At 56.5% G+C, this 17,851-nt stretch carries 16 protein-coding genes; 13 read left to right on the forward strand and 3 right to left on the reverse strand.

All coding sequences use genetic code 11. The features are described 5' to 3' along the window. Together HFN16_RS02075 and HFN16_RS18845 are read right to left on the reverse strand one after the other, a co-directional pair. The gene (locus HFN16_RS02075; protein WP_168889123.1) at window positions 1–1,110 is read right to left on the reverse strand and encodes an amidohydrolase family protein; all 1,110 of its coding nucleotides are present in this window, start codon (window positions 1,108–1,110) and stop codon (window positions 1–3) included. Window positions 1,111–1,144: 34 nt separating this feature from the next. Further along, window positions 1,145–3,139, reverse strand: a complete 1,995-nt coding sequence (locus HFN16_RS18845; RefSeq protein WP_247648411.1) for a methyl-accepting chemotaxis protein — start codon at window positions 3,137–3,139, stop codon at window positions 1,145–1,147. A 153-nt stretch (window positions 3,140–3,292) separates the two neighbouring features. Here HFN16_RS18845 and ispG point away from each other — a divergent pair, with 153 nt between their 5' ends. From ispG to dxs, 13 genes are all read left to right on the forward strand, one after another. Continuing rightward, complete coding sequence (ispG, locus tag HFN16_RS02085) at window positions 3,293–4,363, forward strand: flavodoxin-dependent (E)-4-hydroxy-3-methylbut-2-enyl-diphosphate synthase (RefSeq protein ID WP_168889124.1); 1,071 nt, start codon at window positions 3,293–3,295, stop codon at window positions 4,361–4,363. Between the two features lie 3 nt (window positions 4,364–4,366). Then, entirely contained in the window at window positions 4,367–6,112 is a 1,746-nt protein-coding gene (locus tag HFN16_RS02090; RefSeq protein ID WP_168889125.1) for a proline--tRNA ligase, read from the forward strand. A gap of 413 nt (window positions 6,113–6,525) precedes the next feature. Further along, entirely contained in the window at window positions 6,526–8,169 is a 1,644-nt protein-coding gene (locus HFN16_RS02095; protein WP_168889126.1) for a methyl-accepting chemotaxis protein, read from the forward strand. 53 nt (window positions 8,170–8,222) lie between these two features. Further along, a complete protein-coding gene (locus HFN16_RS02100; RefSeq protein WP_168889127.1) occupies window positions 8,223–8,975 on the forward strand; it encodes a transporter substrate-binding domain-containing protein in 753 nt (250 codons plus the stop codon). 127 nt (window positions 8,976–9,102) lie between these two features. Then, window positions 9,103–9,717: a LysE family translocator gene (locus HFN16_RS02105; protein ID WP_168889128.1), complete on the forward strand. Its 615-nt coding sequence runs from the start codon at window positions 9,103–9,105 to the stop codon at window positions 9,715–9,717. Window positions 9,718–9,731: 14 nt separating this feature from the next. After that, window positions 9,732–11,159: an exodeoxyribonuclease VII large subunit gene (gene xseA, locus HFN16_RS02110; protein ID WP_168889129.1), complete on the forward strand. Its 1,428-nt coding sequence runs from the start codon at window positions 9,732–9,734 to the stop codon at window positions 11,157–11,159. 2 nt (window positions 11,160–11,161) lie between these two features. After that, window positions 11,162–12,151: a M23 family metallopeptidase gene (locus tag HFN16_RS02115; protein WP_168889130.1), complete on the forward strand. Its 990-nt coding sequence runs from the start codon at window positions 11,162–11,164 to the stop codon at window positions 12,149–12,151. 18 nt (window positions 12,152–12,169) lie between these two features. Beyond that, window positions 12,170–13,078, forward strand: coding sequence for a M23 family metallopeptidase (locus HFN16_RS02120; protein ID WP_168889131.1), 909 nt, complete (start codon window positions 12,170–12,172; stop codon window positions 13,076–13,078). Window positions 13,079–13,087: 9 nt separating this feature from the next. Then, the gene (locus HFN16_RS02125) at window positions 13,088–13,675 is read left to right on the forward strand and encodes a VC0807 family protein (RefSeq protein WP_168889132.1); all 588 of its coding nucleotides are present in this window, start codon (window positions 13,088–13,090) and stop codon (window positions 13,673–13,675) included. A 40-nt stretch (window positions 13,676–13,715) separates the two neighbouring features. After that, window positions 13,716–14,003 (forward strand): YciI family protein, encoded by a 288-nt coding sequence (locus HFN16_RS02130; RefSeq protein WP_168889133.1) that lies wholly within the window; start codon window positions 13,716–13,718, stop codon window positions 14,001–14,003. Between the two features lie 79 nt (window positions 14,004–14,082). Then, on the forward strand, window positions 14,083–14,316 hold the full coding sequence (gene xseB / locus HFN16_RS02135; RefSeq protein ID WP_168889134.1) for an exodeoxyribonuclease VII small subunit: 234 nt from the start codon (window positions 14,083–14,085) through the stop codon (window positions 14,314–14,316). Further along, window positions 14,309–15,211, forward strand: a complete 903-nt coding sequence (locus tag HFN16_RS02140) for a polyprenyl synthetase family protein (RefSeq protein WP_168889135.1) — start codon at window positions 14,309–14,311, stop codon at window positions 15,209–15,211. Before xseB ends, HFN16_RS02140 begins: the two co-directional genes overlap by 8 nt. A gap of 21 nt (window positions 15,212–15,232) precedes the next feature. Then, complete coding sequence (dxs, locus tag HFN16_RS02145) at window positions 15,233–17,134, forward strand: 1-deoxy-D-xylulose-5-phosphate synthase (RefSeq protein WP_168889136.1); 1,902 nt, start codon at window positions 15,233–15,235, stop codon at window positions 17,132–17,134. 234 nt (window positions 17,135–17,368) lie between these two features. Here dxs and HFN16_RS02150 read toward each other — a convergent pair whose 3' ends face one another. Continuing rightward, window positions 17,369–17,839: a 4Fe-4S binding protein gene (locus HFN16_RS02150; RefSeq protein WP_168889137.1), complete on the reverse strand. Its 471-nt coding sequence runs from the start codon at window positions 17,837–17,839 to the stop codon at window positions 17,369–17,371. Window positions 17,840–17,851 lie beyond the last annotated feature (12 nt).

The raw sequence follows: 17,851 nt of genomic DNA on the forward strand, positions 1-17,851 counted from the left end.
TTAATGCTTGATGCGCTTCTGATCGATCTTCACGCCATACATTCTTTCGGCATTCCGGTAGGCAATCCTTTCGGCTGCCTTCCTTGGCAACTGCCCGAGAATCAGACGTTGACTGTTTACGACCTTGCGGTACTTCGCCCACAGTTTGCGCATGTGCGGGTCCGACGCAAATAAAATGCGATCCTGATACTTGATCAACAACTCTTTCCATTCCGGACGCAACTTTTCACCATCCAACATGGACGAACCAATTGCCTTCTGCTTCTCGGGATCAGCAAAGTCGCCCATGTACCGTTCCTTCTTAGACGTAAGAAGATACAGATTCGGATGCCGGCTCATGAACTCGTCGAGCTGATCGACCGAGGCAAAGCCCATGTGCGGCAATAGAAATATCTGGTCAGGCCAAGCAGAATACAAAGCATGGAATTTGGGAAAATCGCGCTCTGGTGTATACGGTTCCCAATGGGCCATGAACGGGATATTGAGCGGAGCTACGGCCTTGAGCAACTTCGTTGTACCCGGTTGCGACGGGTCCACGTACCGCTCCCCTGCCGAATATTGCTTGCCGGTTTGCTTGTCGCCATGGGTATACAACAGTTCACCGATAAACTTGTACCCGTGCTTCTTGATACCGGACACAGTCGCACTGATGTAGTCGTCAGTAACATCGCCTGACAGTTGAAAATATTTGGGGGCGCCCAGTACGATCAAATCCGGATTCTTCCTTGCCAGCGTCAGAACAGACCGTTCATTCTGGTGCAACTTCTTTCGACTCCGGGCGAACAATGCCAGCTTGGATACACCTGCGGCGCGAACCTGATCCATTGCCTCATTCATATTCACGGTCTCGTCAATCTGGCTCATGGCATCAAACAAGGGGCCATCGTAGGCAACGACATCAGCAGGCTTGTCCGTATCGGTCAAACAGGACTCGTATGCCGTTTTGATCTCTTTGCGGACACTCTTCTTCTTTGGCCGACTTCCATTGCGGACATAGTCCATGGTCTCCGACTCCAACTTCTCCTCCATGCATTGCAGGACTTCCGGTGAAGCTGAACTGACCTCGGAAAATTCAAAGGCGGTGGCCCGCCCTGCAAGAAGCAGGAGCATGACCACCGCCATAAGTGCTATTATTGTTCGATTTCTAGAAACGCTCGAAGTCACCATCGTCGTCTCCGCCCATATCGAGGGCAACACCAGCTTGCGACGCCTTGGGGGCCGCCTGCGGCAACTGCTTGGCAGCCTGCGGCTTGGGCTTGGCAACCCTCACCTGCCGGACCGGGCCGGAGCGGGGAGCACCACCGCCACTCACCTGGAAGAAGGAGATGATCTGTTGCAGACCATGTGCCTGATGGGCCAGATCTGTGGAGGTCGAGGCCATCTCTTCGGATGCGGCGGAGTTCTGCTGCACCACGATATCAAGCTGCTGCAACGCTTCGTTGATCTGGTGCGCACCAGTGGTCTGCTCGCCACTGGAGACCGTAATCTCCTGAATGAGTTCTGCGGTCTTTTCGATGTCCGGGACCATTTCCTTGAGCATATCGCCCGCCTTGTTGGCGACTTCCACGCTGGTGGAAGAGAGTTCGCTGATCTCGGCAGCGGCCTGTCCGGAACGCTCTGCCAACTTGCGGACCTCGGCTGCGACAACGGCAAATCCCTTGCCGTGTTCGCCAGCGCGTGCCGCCTCGATGGCCGCGTTCAGGGCCAGCAGGTTGGTCTGGCGTGCGATTTCCTCAACGATGGAGATTTTATCGGCGATCTCCTGCATGGCGGAAACGGTCTCGGCCACTGCAGTGCCACCGATCTTGGCGTTCTCAGCCGCCTTGGAAGAGATGCGCTCGGTTTCACGGGCGTTCTCTGCATTGTTCTGAATATTGGAAGCCATCTCTTCCATGGAGGAGGAGACCTCTTCCAGTGAGGAGGCCTGATTGTTGGCTCCCTCGGCCAGCTCATGCGAAGTGGCGGAGAGCTCTTCACTACCGGCGGAGACACGACTGCTGCCGTCCACCACCTGACCAACGACTTCCGAGACCTTGTCGGCCATGGAGTTGTAGGCGCGGTAGATGTTACCCACGGAGTCGTTGCGGTTCACATCCATACGGGCAGTGTAGTCACCGCCCGCCGCCTGATTCAGGATACCCACGATGCGAGCCATGGGGTTGATGATCAGACCGTTCATGTACCACCAGATGACGATGGCAACCAGAATCAGAGCCAGCAAGGAAAGACCGCTGGTCATGATGGCATTATCCCACACCGGAGACATGATCTCGGCCATCTGCACCAGTGCTACGAACTTCCACTTGAGGAAGGGAGAGGTGTAGACCACCGCCATATAGTCTACGCCGCCGATGTTCACATTCATGGAACCGCTATCCATGCGGAAGACGTCGCCGTAGCTCTTTTCCAGATCATTGACGTTCTTGAAGTTGTTATCCTTGTTCATGGGATCGGCGATGATAACGCCGTCATCCTGAATCATGACGACATAACCGGTCTCGCCGATGCGGACCTCTTCGATGAGCTTGGTCAGCTGAGCCAAGGAGATATCCATGGCGGCTACACCGAGAATCTTGCCGCTGCCCTGCACAGCCTTGGCTGTGGAGATCATGGCCTCACCGGTAGTAGACGTATATGCCTTGGAGACAATGCCCTGCGAAGCATTGGCTGTGGCTTCCTGATACCAGGGGCGCTGGCGCGGATCATATCCCGCAGGCAACGGGTCGTCGCCGCCGATGATGAATGCACCATTACTGGTGCCGATGTAACAGTCCTTGTAGCTCGAATGAGAGCGGAGGATCATCTTGTAGAGCACTCTTATCTCTGCTCCCAACACGTCATCGGGCAACGTATCGTTGGTGGGATACTTCTTGTTGGGGTCCAGATAGTTGGTCAGGATTTCGTCCACCCGCTTGACCCGCGGGTCCTCGGCCATCATGACCGTATTGTTCACCGCTTCCTTCAGGTACATGGAAATGGTGCCGTCAATATGCTTGAGCTGTCCGGCAGACGAAGAGGTGCTGTATTTCAGCGAATCATCGTGAATTGAGGTCAGACTGACGCCAAGAATAGCTGCGCACAAGAGAATAAGAGAAACAAGAAACGAAAGAAGAATCTTCGCACGTATGTCGAGATGCATGGTTAAACCTCCAGGTTAATCCACATTGCCACGTTATTTTTCTCAAATGATAAATACCTATTTTAACCACTTCAATTATAACTAAAGAAGAAAATTCGTCCCCCTATCCGCCACTTGGCTTGCAGGACGAAATGACGTAAAGTCCCACACCCTATGCAGCGAAAGCAAACAAGACCCATCAGCGTCGGCGGCGTGGGCATCGGCGGGGACAACCCCGTTCGCGTGCAATCCATGTGCAACACCGACACCCGCGACGTGCTCTCCACGGTCGCCCAGATCAACCAGCTGGCTGAAGCCGGCTGCGAGATCGTGCGCGTGGCCGTGCCTGACGACAAGGCCGCAGCAGCCCTTGACCAGATCAAGAGCCAATCCCCGGTGCCGCTCATTGCGGACATCCATTTCGACCACCGACTGGCACTGGCCGCGCTGGAAGCAGGCATCGACGGCCTGCGCATCAACCCCGGCAATATCGGGGACGAATCCAAAGTGGACAGCGTAGTACAGGCAGCCAAGGCTCACGGCGCACCTATTCGTATCGGCGTCAACGGCGGATCACTTGAGAAAGATCTGCTGAAGGAATTCGGCGGCCCAACTCCGGAAGCCATGGTCGAATCAGGCCTGCGCCACATCCGCATGCTGGAAAAACGCGGCTTCCACGACATCAAAATTTCGCTCAAGACCTCATCGGTCCTGAACACCATCGCTGCATATCGCCTCATGTCCGAGCAGATCGACTATCCGCTCCACATCGGCATCACCGAAGCCGGCACACTGGTGCGCGGCGCGGTCAAATCCTCTGTGGGCCTCGGCATTCTGCTGGCCGAGGGTATCGGCGACACCATGCGCGTGTCCCTGACCCACGACCCGGTTGCCGAGATCGGCGTGTGCTACGAAATCCTCCGCTCTCTGGGACTGCGCGAACGCGGCCCGGAGATCATCTCCTGCCCCACCTGTGGGCGCACGGAGATTCATCTCATCGAGCTGGCGGAAAAGGTCGAGGATGCACTCCGTGGCGTGGAAGAGGTTTTTACCGTAGCCGTCATGGGCTGCGTGGTGAACGGCCCGGGCGAGGCCAAGGAAGCGGACATCGGCATTGCCGGAGGCCGCGGACTGGGCATCATTTTCAAAAAGGGCGAAGTCGTCCGCAAGGTCAAGGGCGACGAGAACCTGCTGCCCGAATTCATGAAAGAGATAGAACTTTTCTTGGAAGAAAGGAGAAAATAACTAATGCGTCTTTCGAAGTACTACATTCCTACCCTGAAGGAAGATCCGGCCGATGCCGAGGTCATGTCCCACAAACTGCTGATGCGCGCGGGCATGATCCGCAAGCTCACCAGCGGCATTTACAACTACCTGCCGCTCGGCCTCCGCTCCATCAACAAGGTCTCCCAGATCGTCCGCGAGGAAATGGACCGCGCCGGAGCCATGGAAGTGCTGCTGCCCATGGTTCAGCCCGCCGACCTCTGGGAAGAGACCGGCCGCTGGGACTTCTATGGCAAGGAGCTGCTCCGTCTCAATGACCGTCACGGCCGCAACTACTGCCTCGGCCCCACCCACGAAGAAGTCATCACTGACCTTGTGCGCGGCGAGATCAAGTCCTACAAGCAGCTTCCGGTCAATCTCTACCAGATTCAGACCAAATTTCGCGACGAGATCCGCCCCCGCTTCGGCCTGATGCGCGGCCGCGAGTTCATCATGAAAGACGCCTACTCCTTCGACAAGGACGAGGAAGGTGCAGAGAAGTCCTACTTCGAAATGTTCGAAGCCTACAAGGCAGCCTTCTCCCGCATCGGCCTGCGCTTCAAGCCTGTTCAGGCCGACTCCGGCCAGATCGGCGGCGACTTCTCCCACGAGTTCATGGTGCTGGCCGATACCGGCGAAGACACCATCGCCTCCTGTAAGTCCTGCGACTTCGGCGCAAACCTCGAAAAAGCCAAGGTCCGCCTGCCTGAAGGCGTCTGCCACTGCGACGAGACCAACATCCCGGCCATGGAAGAAGTGGACACCCCCGGTGCACACACCGTGGAAGAGGTCTGCGAATTCCTGAACATCAAGCCCAGCAAGCTGGTCAAGACCCTGCTCTTCATCATCGACGGCGAGCCTGTTGCCGCCCTCGTTCGCGGCGACCGCGAGATCAACGACGTCAAGCTGCGCAACCTCGTTGGCGGAAATGACATCGAGCTGGCTGACGAAGAGACCGTCAAGAAGGTCACCGGCGCTCCGGTTGGTTTTGCCGGTCCTGCCGGTCTGGACAAGGATGTTCCCATCTACGCCGACCGCGAGCTTTGCCTCGGCACCGACTGGGTCGCTGGCGCCAACAAGGGCGACACCCACGTGAAGCACCTCTCCCTTGGTCGCGACTGCAAAGTCACCAAGTTCGACGACCTGCGCGTCATCGAGCCTACTGATCCCTGTCCTGAGTGCGGCGCGGAGATCGAGTTCACCAAGGGCATCGAAGTCGGCCACGTCTTCAAGCTCGGCCTCAAGTACTCCGAAAAGATGGAAGCCACCTTCCTTGATGAGAACGGCAAGGCCAAGCCCATGGTCATGGGTTGCTACGGCATCGGCGTTTCCCGCATCGTGGCCTCTGCCATCGAGCAGAATCACGACGAGAACGGCTGCTGCTTCCCGCCCTCCATCGCTCCCTTCGAGGTTGCCCTCATTTCCCTGGGCGGCAAGGATCAGGACGTAGCCGACAAGGCAGAAGAGCTGTACGCCGAGATCATGAAACTCGGTGTGGACGCCGCCTACGACGACCGCAAGGAACGCCCCGGCGTCAAGTTCGCCGAGGCCGACCTCATCGGTTACCCCATGCAGCTCGTACTGGGTGGCAAAGGCCTCAAGAATGGCATCATCGAAGCCAAGGATCGCAAGTCCGGCGAGAAGACCGAACTCCCCCTCGACGGCTTTGCTGAAGCATTCTCTGCATGGCGCAAAGAGATTTGGTCCAAATGGGGACTGGAACTCGATTAAGATTTTTTCAGCCCATCGGCTGAATATAATATCATCACCCAAAAGGGTCTGGCAGTATTGCTGGACCCTTTTCTTTTTTGAAAAAAGGCGTCATGCACCAATAGGCTCATCAACTTGTCGTCAACCATACTTAACAAGCTGAATACACTGACACAATCATGAGTCGACAATATTGTCAGTGCATATTTACATAATTGTATTAATTATACTTTTTGAAAGAAAAATACGATTACTATTTGACAAACGTGAAAAAGACCAACAAATAACCGTTTGGAATAAGTGTTTGATGAACATTCTTCTCAAGCATTCCATGGGGAGCATTTTTTACACTGTTGGCGGTTATGACTACAAAAAAAGAGACCAATTCAAAGAGAACAGACGAACAGACACCAACAACACCGGAGCCGAAAAAGATGAGAGGAGGCCTTGAACTAAAGATACTTCTCGTCATTGTAACTGCTGTTACAACCATCCTGACGGGGTTTGGTGTCTATGAGTACGTTTCCAGCAAAAAGTTCATGACAGATGAAATGACGGGGCTTGGAAACGCCATTTCTGCACGTCTTGGACAGAACCTTGTCACCCCTATGTGGGATTTTGACACGGATCTGGCTTTTTCCACTTTGAAAACAGAGATGAAGGAAGACATCATCCACGGCGTCATCGTCTTTGAAGAGGGTGGAGAAAAGATTTTTGCCGCAATGACCCGCGACGAGGACTGGAACCCGGTCCAAACAGACAAGGTAATCGAAGGCGAGTTTATCGAAGTCGAATCCGCAGTCACGCGTGAAGGCAAATCGATCGGCACTGTGCGCCTGCTCATGACTGAAAAATTCATGAAGGAAGCGTTGACCAAATCGGTCTATTCCATTGTGATCAAAACAGTGGCCATCGACTTGGCCATCGTCCTTGTCCTTGCATTTTTCATTCGTCGTTTTGTCATGGGTCCTTTGAGCCGCATTCAGTCCTTTGCTTCTCGCGTCGGTTCGGGCGACCTGACCTGCACCATTGATTCAGGTCGATACACCGATGAATTACTGCTTCTCAAAGATGCCATGGAAAGCATGGTTTGCACCCTTGGCGAGAAGATCAGCGAAGTTCAAGATAAACAGGAAGAAGCCGAAGAGCAGACTCGACTCACGAAAGAAGCTGCGACATTGGCTGAAGAAGCACGCAATCAGGCTGAGATGGCACGCAGTGAAGGCATGACCGAAGCTGCCAGAACGCTTGAAACCATCGTCTCCCGAATCACGGATGCAGCCCATCAGATCGGCGTAAAAATCGATGAAACACATGACGGGGCGCAGGCTCAGTCCGTCCGTGCAGCGGAAACCGCCACGGCCATGGAACAAATGAATGCCACCGTCCTCGAAGTAGCCCGCAACGCTGGAGAGACTTCGTCGCAGGCCGAAGAAGCTCGTCAGAAGGCACGAGAAGGCGAAGAGATTGTCCGCCAGGCAGTGGACGCCATCGAGCTGGTAAAGACCAAGACCGATTACCTCATGACCAACATGGAAGAGCTCAATAATCAGGCGCATGACACCGGCAAGATTCTCGGCGTCATCACTGACATCGCAGACCAGACCAACCTGCTGGCCTTGAACGCTGCCATTGAAGCCGCCCGCGCAGGCGAAGCTGGCCGCGGCTTTGCCGTTGTTGCCGATGAGGTCAGAAAACTCGCAGAAAAGACAATGGACGCCACCAAAGAAGTGGAGGAATCCATTGGCGGCATCCGTTCCGGCGCAGAACGCAGCGCCGCAACCACCAGAGAAGCCGACGAAGTGGTCACCAAGGCAACCGATCTTGCCAACGACTCCGGCAAGGCTCTGGAAGTCATTCTTACTCTCGTGGAAGGCACTTCCGCGAGGATCGCCTCCATCGCGACTGCTGCTGAAGAGCAGTCCGCAACCAGTGACGAAATCGCCCGCAGTGTGGGTGAAATCAATGCTATTACCGATGAGACCACGCGAGGTATGGACCTCGCTTCACAAGAGGTAGGAGACATGAAGACTCTCGTTACCGATCTTGAGAATCTCATCGCTAAATTGAAGAGGTAGTTCCGGGAGACCGGCACGCGTGAACAACAACATGTGAGAGGAGAGACAAAACAATGAAAAAGATTCTTGCATTGGCGGTGGTTCTTGTTCTGACTTTGGGCCTTGGCACCATGGCCATGGCGTCTGGCGCAGACAGCATCAACTACATGACTGAGCAGTACCCCCCCTTCAACTACGATGATGGCAGCAAAGTCACCGGTATTTCCGTAGACTTGCTCTCTGCCATGCTCAAGGAAATGGGCTCTTCCAAATCCGCAGCCGACTTCAAGGTTCTCCCTTGGGCTCAGGGTTACAAGCGCGTGCAGGAAGAAGCGAACACCTGTCTGTTCGCCATGACCCTGACCGATGCCCGTAAGCCCCTGTTCAAGTGGGTCGGTCCCTTCATCGAGACCAACATCTCTGTCATCGCCAAGAAGGGTAAGGTCTCCATTGGATCCCCTGCAGACCTGACCAAGTACAAGTACGGCGTTATCCGTGACGACATCGGCATGCAGATGCTGGAGTCCAATGGTGTTGGCAAAGGCAACATGGACATCACTGCAAAGATGGAGTCCAACCTGAAGAAGCTCGCCCACGACCGCATCGATGCAGTCGCTTACGAGCAGACCTCCACCATGTACCAGATCAAGAATGCCGGCATGAACACCGGTGACTACGAAGTTGCCTACGTTCTGAAGAGCGGCGGCCTCTACTACGCCTTCAACAAGAGCGTTCCTGATGCTGTGATCGCAGAATTCCAGAAGGCCCTCGACACCATTAAGGCTAATGGTACTCATCAGAAGGTTCTGGACAGCTACCTGAAGTAGTTCCATATCATTAATTATGATCGCCAGCCCGGCGCGGAACTATCCGCGCCGGGCTTTTTCTATTGAATGACCCGCTTGGTGAGTGGTATGCACCCTATTGCCGGAGAACAACCGGAAGGAGAGAGAAATGACTATTGAAAGCGGCATCGCCCTTTTCATCGCAACAGCAATATTTGCCAGCATTCCCGGACCGGGAGTATCCGCACTCGTGGCCCAGTCGCTGACACGCGGCTTCAAGACTGGCGCCGGATTTGCCGCCGGACTCGCGTGCGGCGACCTCTGTTATCTGCTCACAGCCCTGTTCGGAATGGGTTGGGTCGCCTCCCAGATCGGTCCGTGGTTCGCCCTCCTGAAATGGGCAGGCGCAGCCTACCTCGTTTACCTCGGCGTAAAGGCGTGGATGGCAAAACCCCCGTCCGAACAAAACACTGCCTCTGTCTCCGAACCTCATACGGGGCGCAGCTTTCTTGCCGGTCTGTGCGTCACCCTTGGCAACCCCAAGGTGATCGTGTTCTACTGTGGCTTCCTGCCGGGTTTCCTGCACATGCCGGAGCTGACCACCACGGACATCGCCATGGTCGTGGCCATCATCATTCCCACGGTGTTCACGGTGCTCGCCACCTACGCATGGCTGGCAGCCAAGGGCCGTGAGGCAATGCGCTCCACCCGCACCTGGAAAATCCTGAACCGCACCGCAGGCTCGATCATGATCGGCGCCGGTGCAGCCATCGCAGCGGAATAACATCACGGAGTACCATGTCCGCCATTTTCACCGTTTCGGAACTCACCCGCTCAGTAAAGAACCTGCTGGAAGCGGAGTTTCCCTTTGTCTGGGTACGAGGAGAGGTGTCCAACCTCGCCCGCCCGGCCAGTGGGCATATCTACTTTACCTTGACCGACGGCAATGCCGCCCTGTCCGTGGTCTGGTTCAAGTCCTCCCAGATGTCGGCCAAGCCCGTCAGCAAAGGCGAGGACCGCATCAATCCCCTGACCGGGGAGATTGAGGAAGACGACACCACGCCCACGGCACTGTCGGGCGCGGGTATCGAAGACGGCATGGAAGTGCTCTGCGCTGGCCGCCTCAACGTGTACGAACCACGCGGCCAGTATCAACTGGTGGCCGAACTGGTGCAGGATCAGGGCGTGGGCGATCTGGCCGTGGCCTTTGAAGCCCTCAAGAAGAAGCTCTCCGAAAAAGGCTACTTCGACGAAGACCGCAAGATTGCCATCCCGAGCAATCCCATGCGAGTCGCTGTCATCACTTCGCCTTCGGGTGCAGCAGTGCGGGATTTCCTGCGCATAGCCAACACCCGCGGAACCGGTTCGGAGATTCGAATTTACCCTTCCCTCGTTCAGGGCGACCTGGCTCCTGCAAACATTGCAGCGGCACTGGATCAGGCAGACGCTGACGACTGGGCCGATGTGGCTGTGCTCATCCGGGGCGGCGGATCACTGGAAGATTTATGGGCCTTCAACACCGAGCCTGTGGCAGATGCCATTTTCCGGGCTCGCCTGCCGGTCATTACCGGTGTGGGGCACGAGCCTGACGTATCCATCGCCGACTTCGTGGCAGACAAGCGCGCGGCCACGCCGAGCCATGTGGCGCAAGAGTTATGGCCCCGCCGGGAACTGCTGGCCCAGCAACTCGACGACGTGGACATGGCCATGAACCGTGCCTACGCCAACTGGTTGCTCGGCAAGGGGGCAGCCTTCGAACATCTGCGCAAGGCGCTTGTGTGGCTCTCACCTGAGCGCAAACTGGAGCGTATGGAAGACCGCTTCCACGACCTGCTGAACCGCCTCGACGATGCCGGGCACGACCTCCTGCACGACAAGCAGATGGACACCAAAGCCGCCACAGAACGGCTGGAGCGGGCTTTCGGCACACGCGCTGTTGACGCCGAGGGTGCAGCTGTGGCCAATCTGACAGAGCGCATGAAGCAGGCCATGGAGCGGCTTACCGATAACCGCACGCGTGATCTGGAGCTGGCGCAGACCGCCCTCACCGGGCTCAATCCGGAAGCGCCGCTGGAACGAGGCTACTCGCTGGTACGCATCGAACGGACAGGTGAGTTCCTCCGTGACCCGAAAGAGGTGACGGCAGGCGATGCACTTGATATCAGGGTAAAGGACGGCCGCATCGGGGCCGTTGTCACAGACGATAACAACGACGCACGGGAGTGATGATGAAACGGCTCTTTCTCCTCATATTTCTGGTAACAATCTTCACCCTGCCCATGGTTCCCACCTCGGTCCCCGCTCAGGATTTTGGTCTCGAAGAAGGCGACGACGTCATGCTCGCCATGCCTGCCGAGGCACAGGCTGCCGAAGCGCAGGCCGCTCCTGCCAACACGGGGTCCGCCCTCGTATTGGCCGCACCGGGCCGCGTAGGTGCCGGTCAGCCGTTCCTGGTCCGACTGACCTCGGACCAACCGCTGGAGACCGTGGCCATCTTCTGGGAAGGCAAGGAAGTGGAGCCCTCCATTTCCGTCTGGAACAACCGTCACGTGGCGCTGGCAATGCTCGGCACCGATGTGCTGAATGTGAAGGCTGGCAAAGAAGAATTGTCGGTCATCGCCTCCATCGACGGCAAGGAGAACACCTTTCGCCGCACCGTGCAGATCACGCCGGTCAGCTACCCCAAGCAGGAACTGAGCCTGCCCACCAAGATGGTGACGCCGCCCACCGATGTATATGACAAGATCAAGGCGGACCGCGCCGAGACCTCCAAGGCCAAAGGCACGGTAAGCCCCATGCGCAAATGGCGACTGCCCTTTGAACGCCCGGTTGAAGGCAAGATCACCAGCCTGTATGGATTGCAGCGCATCCTCAACGGCAAGCCCAAAAACCCGCACCGCGGCCTCGACTTCCGCTCTCCCATGGGCAACCCGGTCAAGTCCACGGCAGACGGCGTCGTCATCCTCGTGGGAGATCATTATTACGCAGGGAATTCCATCTACATCGACCACGGCAACGGCGTTGTCTCCATGTACTTCCACATGTCCAAGCCCATCGTGAAAGAGGGCGACACCGTTAAACGAGGTCAGGCCATCGGCCTCTCCGGCCAATCCGGTCGTGCCACCGGCCCCCACCTCCACTTCTCTGTTTCTGTATTGGGCAAGCTGGTAGACCCGGAGCCTTTATTCAAAAACACTGCTGACAGCATGTTGAAATAACTTACCTTTGATTAAATCATGAATCGCGATCCCTTCTCTACGCTGTCCAGATTTCTGGCGGCTACCCTCTTTTTGCTACTGCTCTCTGCCGCGAACAATGCGATGGCTGCCGACATGGTGGACATCGAATGCCCGGACGAAGTGGGCATCGGCCAGCCCTTTTTTGTAAAAATATCCTCCCGCTATCCGCTGGACGACCTGACAGTGAAATGGCGTGGCAAAACGCTGAAGCCGCAGGTGGAAGGCGAGGACTACTATTACCACTCCACCCTCATTCTGGGTACGGACCTCCGTGCCGACGCAGGTGAAGACACGCTGGAAGTCTCCGCGGTTCTGTGGGGACACTTCCGCAAGTTCAGCAAGACGCTGCCCATCGTGCCGGTAAAATATCAAAGCGAGACACTGTCCGTTCCTCCCAAGATGGTAACTCCTCCACAAGAAGTGCTGGACCGCATTGCCAAGGAGAAGGAGCTCATCAAAGCGGCGCTGGCGACTCAATCTCCAGAACGCTATTGGACCCTGCCCTTTTCTCGACCCACCAAGGGAATAATGCTTAGTCGCTTCGGCTTGTATCGCGTGTTCAACGGCGAAGCCAAACGTCGGCACACCGGGCTCGATTTTCGCGCATGGAAGGGAACTCCCCTTTACTCCATCGCAGCGGGTTCCGTTATCCTGACGGGACATTTTTATTTTGCCGGGAACTGCGCCTTTATCGACCACGGCAACGGACTGATTTCCCTGTACTGCCATATGTCCAAGCTCAAGGTGAAAGAAGGTGACTTTGTACAAGCAGGTCAGACCATCGGTCTTTCCGGGGCAACAGGACGTGTAACCGGCGCCCATCTGCATCTGTCGGTGTTCGCCAATGGTGAAGTCATCGATCCGGAACCGCTGGTGGACAACCGCATTGACGGAATGATCCAGTAGGAGACCAACATGGCGTACACTCCAGTAAACCGAATCCTGCTTGGGGCCGTTGCCCCAACATTGATATATTATGTAGGTCGGAAGCTGGATCATGCCTTGGCCGGAGCGCTTCTCGCGTCCCTGTGGGGCATTGGCGTCATGGCCTGGTTTCTCCTGAAGGAAAAAGAATTTGACGGCGCTTCCGGCATCGGTGCGGCCTATGCCGTATCCGAGCTGGCCGGGTTGCTCGTAACGAAAAATCCCGACTGGTTTCTCCTGTCGCCCATTGTATCGGACTGGGTCGTGGGAGGCGTGTTCATGGTTTCCATGCTCACACGGCGACCGCTCATTCAGGTGCTTGCCGAGCAGATGTCCGGAAAGAATGCCTTTCCGGAGAGTATCCGCAACGGCCCGCACTATCGCCCCCTCTGGCTCCGTTTGAGTCTGGTATGGGGCGGCGCATACGTGCTCAAAGGCGTGTTCAAATGGATTTCCCTCAACACCATGCCGGTGGAGGCATACCTCACGCTCCGCGCCGGACTGGACTGGCCGGTCATCATTGGTTTGATGGCTTTCAGCATCTGGTATCCCCGTCGATACTGGACCGCCAGAGCATAGGCTTCCCCTTTCACATCCTCCTACTCAAAATGGATTACTCATGTTCTTGATATCGCTTACCTATGTACAATCCCTCGAGGCAGTAGACGCCTGTTTGGAACGACATATCGCATTCCTTGAAAAATACTATGCCTCAGGCAATTTCATTGTCTCGGGTCGCAAGAATCCCCGCATTGGCGGCGTCATCCTCTGTCGGGCCGAGAGCATCGAAGAAGTGCGCGCAATAATAGCGGAAGACCCGTTTCACCAGGAGGGCGTGGCCGATTACGATGTCATGGAATTTCAACCGACCAAATGTGCCGAGGGCTTTGAAACGTTCATGGGCTAGAATTTTAGAGGCAAGTTCCTCTGGAGTCGGCATTGGGAATCCGCTACATAAGGCAAAGACCAACTGACAAGGTGATATAATGGCGAAAGAAACATTTGAAAGCAGACTGGAACGGCTCAAGTCCATCGTGGACAAGCTGGAGCGCGGCGACCTGCCTCTGGAAGAGGGCGTGGCCCTGTACAAGGAAGGACTGGAGCTGGCCAAGGCATGCGGCAAACAGTTGGAAGGTGCCCGCCACGAGGTCAAGATTGTATCCGAAGGGTTGATCAAGGAATTCGAGGCCCTGGACAACATGGGAGCCGACAATGACTAACCTCGGCATCAAGGAACGCCTCGGCCAACGCGCCGCCGTGGTGGAAAAATTTCTCACGACCAGCCTCGACGACCGCGGCATACCGGAACGCCTCCGCGCCTCCATGGATTATTCCCTGCTGGCGGGCGGAAAGCGGCTCCGTCCCGTGTTGACGCTGGCTTGGGCAGAAATGCTTGGCGGCAATGTCGACGCGGTCATGCCCTTTGCGGCCAGTCTGGAATGCATCCACACCTACTCCCTGATCCACGACGATCTGCCCGCCATGGACGATGACGACCTGCGTCGCGGCAAGCCGTCCAACCACAAGCAGTTTGACGAAGCCACGGCCATTCTGGCTGGCGACGGCCTCCTGACTGAAGCCTTCGGCCTCATGTGCGAGACTTCCACCGTCAACGGCCTTCCGGCAGATCGCGTACTCCGCGCCATCGCCGTGCTGGCCGCAGCCTCTGGTGCTGGCGGTATGGTGGGAGGTCAGACCGTAGATATGGAATTCACTGGCCGCGACAACGTGCCTTTGGAAGAACTTCGCGAGATGCATGCCATGAAGACCGGGGCGCTCATTACTGCCGCCTGTGAATGTGGCGCCATCCTGTCCGGGGCAGACGACGAACATATCGAAAACGCACGTGAATTTGGCAAGGCTATCGGTGTGGCGTTCCAGATCGTGGACGACGTCCTCGATGTGGTCAGTGACACCGAGACTCTCGGCAAGCCTGCGGGCAGCGATGAAGAGATGGGCAAGTCCACCTACCCTTCGCTGATCGGTCTGGAAAAGAGCAAAGAACTCGCAGCCGAATATATTGCTGAAGCAGTGGAGCGAATCGGCGAATATGATGGCGAGAATCAGCAATTCCTTGCCGATTTGGCGCGCTACATTGTGGACAGAGTCTATTGATTGCCCTAACATGTCCCGCCTATGACTGACCTACAAAAGAAAAAACTGCTTTCGCAGATTCGGACTCCTGCCGACGTGCAGAAGCTGTCCGTAGAGCAGCTCGATATATTAGGACAGGAACTCCGTGACACCATCATCGGCACGGTGGCCGCCCATGGTGGTCATCTCGCCCCCTCCCTTGGTGTCATTGAACTCACCCTGGCCCTCTTCAAGTCGTTCAACATCGGCCCTGACAAACTGGTCTGGGACGTGGGCCATCAGGCTTACGCCCACAAGCTCCTCACCGGACGCGCCGACAAGTTCGATTCCCTGCGTCAGAAGGACGGTATCTCCGGCTTCCCGCGAATGGAAGAATCTGAATACGACCACTTTGGCGTGGGCCACTCTTCCACGTCTATCTCAGCCGCTCTCGGCATGGCCATGGCCCGTGATCTCAAAGGTGACGACAACGAGGTCGTAGCTGTCATCGGTGACGGTTCCCTCACCGCAGGTCTCGCCTTTGAAGGCCTGAATCAGGCAGGAGACCACGGCAGCAAGATGGTAGTGGTACTCAACGACAACGAGATGTCCATCTCCAAGAACGTTGGCGCCCTCTCCCAGTTCCTGAGCCGCAAGATGACCACCCCGTTCCTTCAGCGTCTCAAGAGCGACGTTGAGGATATTCTGGGCAACATCCCCAAGATCGGTGGCGACCTTGCCGGATATGCCAAGCGCTACGGCGACTCCGTGAAGTCCTTCTTCACCCCCGGCATTCTGTTCGAGGCATTTCATTTCACTTATGTCGGCCCCATTGACGGACACAACACCGCCCTGCTGGTCAAAGTTTTCGAGGAAATCAAGAAGCTCGACAAGCCAGTGCTGGTCCACGTCCTCACCAAGAAGGGCAAGGGCTACCTGCCTGCCGAATCCGACCCCACTCATTTTCACGGCGTGGGCAAGTTCGCCCCAGAGACCGGTCTGGCCCGCAAGTACTCCGGCACCGGCCTGCCGTCCTACACCTCGATCTTCGGTTCCACGCTCTGCAATCTGGCAGCCAAGGACGACAAGATCATGGCCATTACTGCGGCCATGCCCGAGGGTACCGGCACTGAATGTTTCCGTAAGAATCATCCCGAACGTTTCGTGGACGTAGGTATCTGTGAGCAACATGCGGTTACCTTTGCCGCAGGGCTTGCCACGCAGGGCTTCAAGCCCGCCGTGGCCATCTACTCCACCTTCCTGCAGCGCGCCTACGACCAGGTGGTTCACGACGTCTGCCTGCAGAACCTGAACGTGAATTTATTCCTCGACCGAGGAGGGCTCGTAGGCGAAGATGGAGCGACCCACCACGGTGTCTTTGACATCAGCTACCTGCGCCACATCCCCAACCTCGTTGTCATGGCTCCCAAGGACGAAGCTGAGTTGGCCCAGATGATGGCCACCGCCTTTGATTATGACGGCCCCTGTGCCATGCGCTACCCGCGCGGCACTGGTGTCGGCGCAAAGGTGGATGACGAGCCCAAGAAGCTGCCTATCGGCAAGGGCGAACTCGTCCGCGAAGGCAAGGACGCTGTCATCATAACCCTCGGTTCTCGTGTCTACCCCGCCATGGAAGCGGCCATGGATCTCGAGGGCAAGGACGGGCTTGAAGTGGCTGTCTTCAACACCCGCTTCGTCAAGCCGTTGCCCAAGAAGCAGATTCTGGAATTGGTCGAACGCTTCGACAACATTATCCTCCTCGAAGAGAACGCTCTCGCTGGCGGCTTTGGTTCCGCCGTCCTTGAGATGCTCAACGAAGAGGACGCCATGCAGGGCAAGAAGATCAAATGCATCGGCATCCCTGACGAGTTCGTGGAGCACGGCACCCAACGCGAGCTTCGCTCCATGCTCGGCATCGATATGACCGGCATCATGAAGGCCGTGAAAGAACTGCTCGGCAAGTAGTCGATAAGTAATTGAACAGCAAAGCGCCGGATTCCCGATTGGGAGTCCGGCGCTTTTTTGTGCGGATGGGATTCCAAAGGCCCTCGGCCTTTGGTCGGGTGTAGGGCAGAAAGCCCTACCGGTTCATTCTTCATCCCGCCCGGCAGGGCGGTTCTACCCTGCCTTTATAATCCCAACAAAGAAAGACCCCGGACCAAATGGTCCGGGGCCTTATTTCATTCGTTCAAAGTCGAATTACTTCTTTTTGGCTGCTTTCTTCTTGGGAGCAGCCTTCTTGGCAGGCTTAGCTTCTTCGGCTTTTTCAACCTTGGCTTCAGCTACCGGAGCTTCTGCTTCCTTCTTGGGAGCAGCGGCTTTCTTTTTCTTGGGCTTGGGCGGGGTGCCCTGCTCGATCCAGGTGATCTTCTCAGTCATGGGGGCGCGGTGCACGTCTTTCATGTCGAGACACTTGGTCGGGCAGGCATCGCGGCAGTAGCCGCAGTACACGCAGGCATGCGGGTCGCACTGCCAGGTGCCAGCCTGTTTATCGACGGTGATGCACTGGCTGGGGCACTTGCGAGAGCAGGAGCCGCAGAAGATGCAGTCATCGATGTTGATGGTCAGCTCGCCGCGGTACATGGGGAAGCCTTCGCGAACCACGAACGGGTAGTTACGGGTTGCAGGCTTCTTGAGCAGGTTCTTGACGACTGTGGGTGTAAACAGCATGGCAAGTTCTCC

The sequence above is a fragment of the Pseudodesulfovibrio sp. zrk46 genome (genome assembly GCF_012516435.1).
Lineage (GTDB): Bacteria > Desulfobacterota > Desulfovibrionia > Desulfovibrionales > Desulfovibrionaceae > Pseudodesulfovibrio.

Coding starts and splice junctions, on each gene's coding strand:
- HFN16_RS02075 (WP_168889123.1), bottom strand. CDS start 1,110: ATGCTCCTGCTTCTTGCAGGGCGGGCCACCGCCTTTGAATTTTCCGAG.
- HFN16_RS18845 (WP_247648411.1), bottom strand. CDS start 3,139: ATGCATCTCGACATACGTGCGAAGATTCTTCTTTCGTTTCTTGTTTCT.
- ispG (WP_168889124.1), top strand. CDS start 3,293: ATGCAGCGAAAGCAAACAAGACCCATCAGCGTCGGCGGCGTGGGCATC.
- HFN16_RS02090 (WP_168889125.1), top strand. CDS start 4,367: ATGCGTCTTTCGAAGTACTACATTCCTACCCTGAAGGAAGATCCGGCC.
- HFN16_RS02095 (WP_168889126.1), top strand. CDS start 6,526: ATGAGAGGAGGCCTTGAACTAAAGATACTTCTCGTCATTGTAACTGCT.
- HFN16_RS02100 (WP_168889127.1), top strand. CDS start 8,223: ATGAAAAAGATTCTTGCATTGGCGGTGGTTCTTGTTCTGACTTTGGGC.
- HFN16_RS02105 (WP_168889128.1), top strand. CDS start 9,103: ATGACTATTGAAAGCGGCATCGCCCTTTTCATCGCAACAGCAATATTT.
- xseA (WP_168889129.1), top strand. CDS start 9,732: ATGTCCGCCATTTTCACCGTTTCGGAACTCACCCGCTCAGTAAAGAAC.
- HFN16_RS02115 (WP_168889130.1), top strand. CDS start 11,162: ATGAAACGGCTCTTTCTCCTCATATTTCTGGTAACAATCTTCACCCTG.
- HFN16_RS02120 (WP_168889131.1), top strand. CDS start 12,170: ATGAATCGCGATCCCTTCTCTACGCTGTCCAGATTTCTGGCGGCTACC.
- HFN16_RS02125 (WP_168889132.1), top strand. CDS start 13,088: ATGGCGTACACTCCAGTAAACCGAATCCTGCTTGGGGCCGTTGCCCCA.
- HFN16_RS02130 (WP_168889133.1), top strand. CDS start 13,716: ATGTTCTTGATATCGCTTACCTATGTACAATCCCTCGAGGCAGTAGAC.
- xseB (WP_168889134.1), top strand. CDS start 14,083: ATGGCGAAAGAAACATTTGAAAGCAGACTGGAACGGCTCAAGTCCATC.
- HFN16_RS02140 (WP_168889135.1), top strand. CDS start 14,309: ATGACTAACCTCGGCATCAAGGAACGCCTCGGCCAACGCGCCGCCGTG.
- dxs (WP_168889136.1), top strand. CDS start 15,233: ATGACTGACCTACAAAAGAAAAAACTGCTTTCGCAGATTCGGACTCCT.
- HFN16_RS02150 (WP_168889137.1), bottom strand. CDS start 17,839: ATGCTGTTTACACCCACAGTCGTCAAGAACCTGCTCAAGAAGCCTGCA.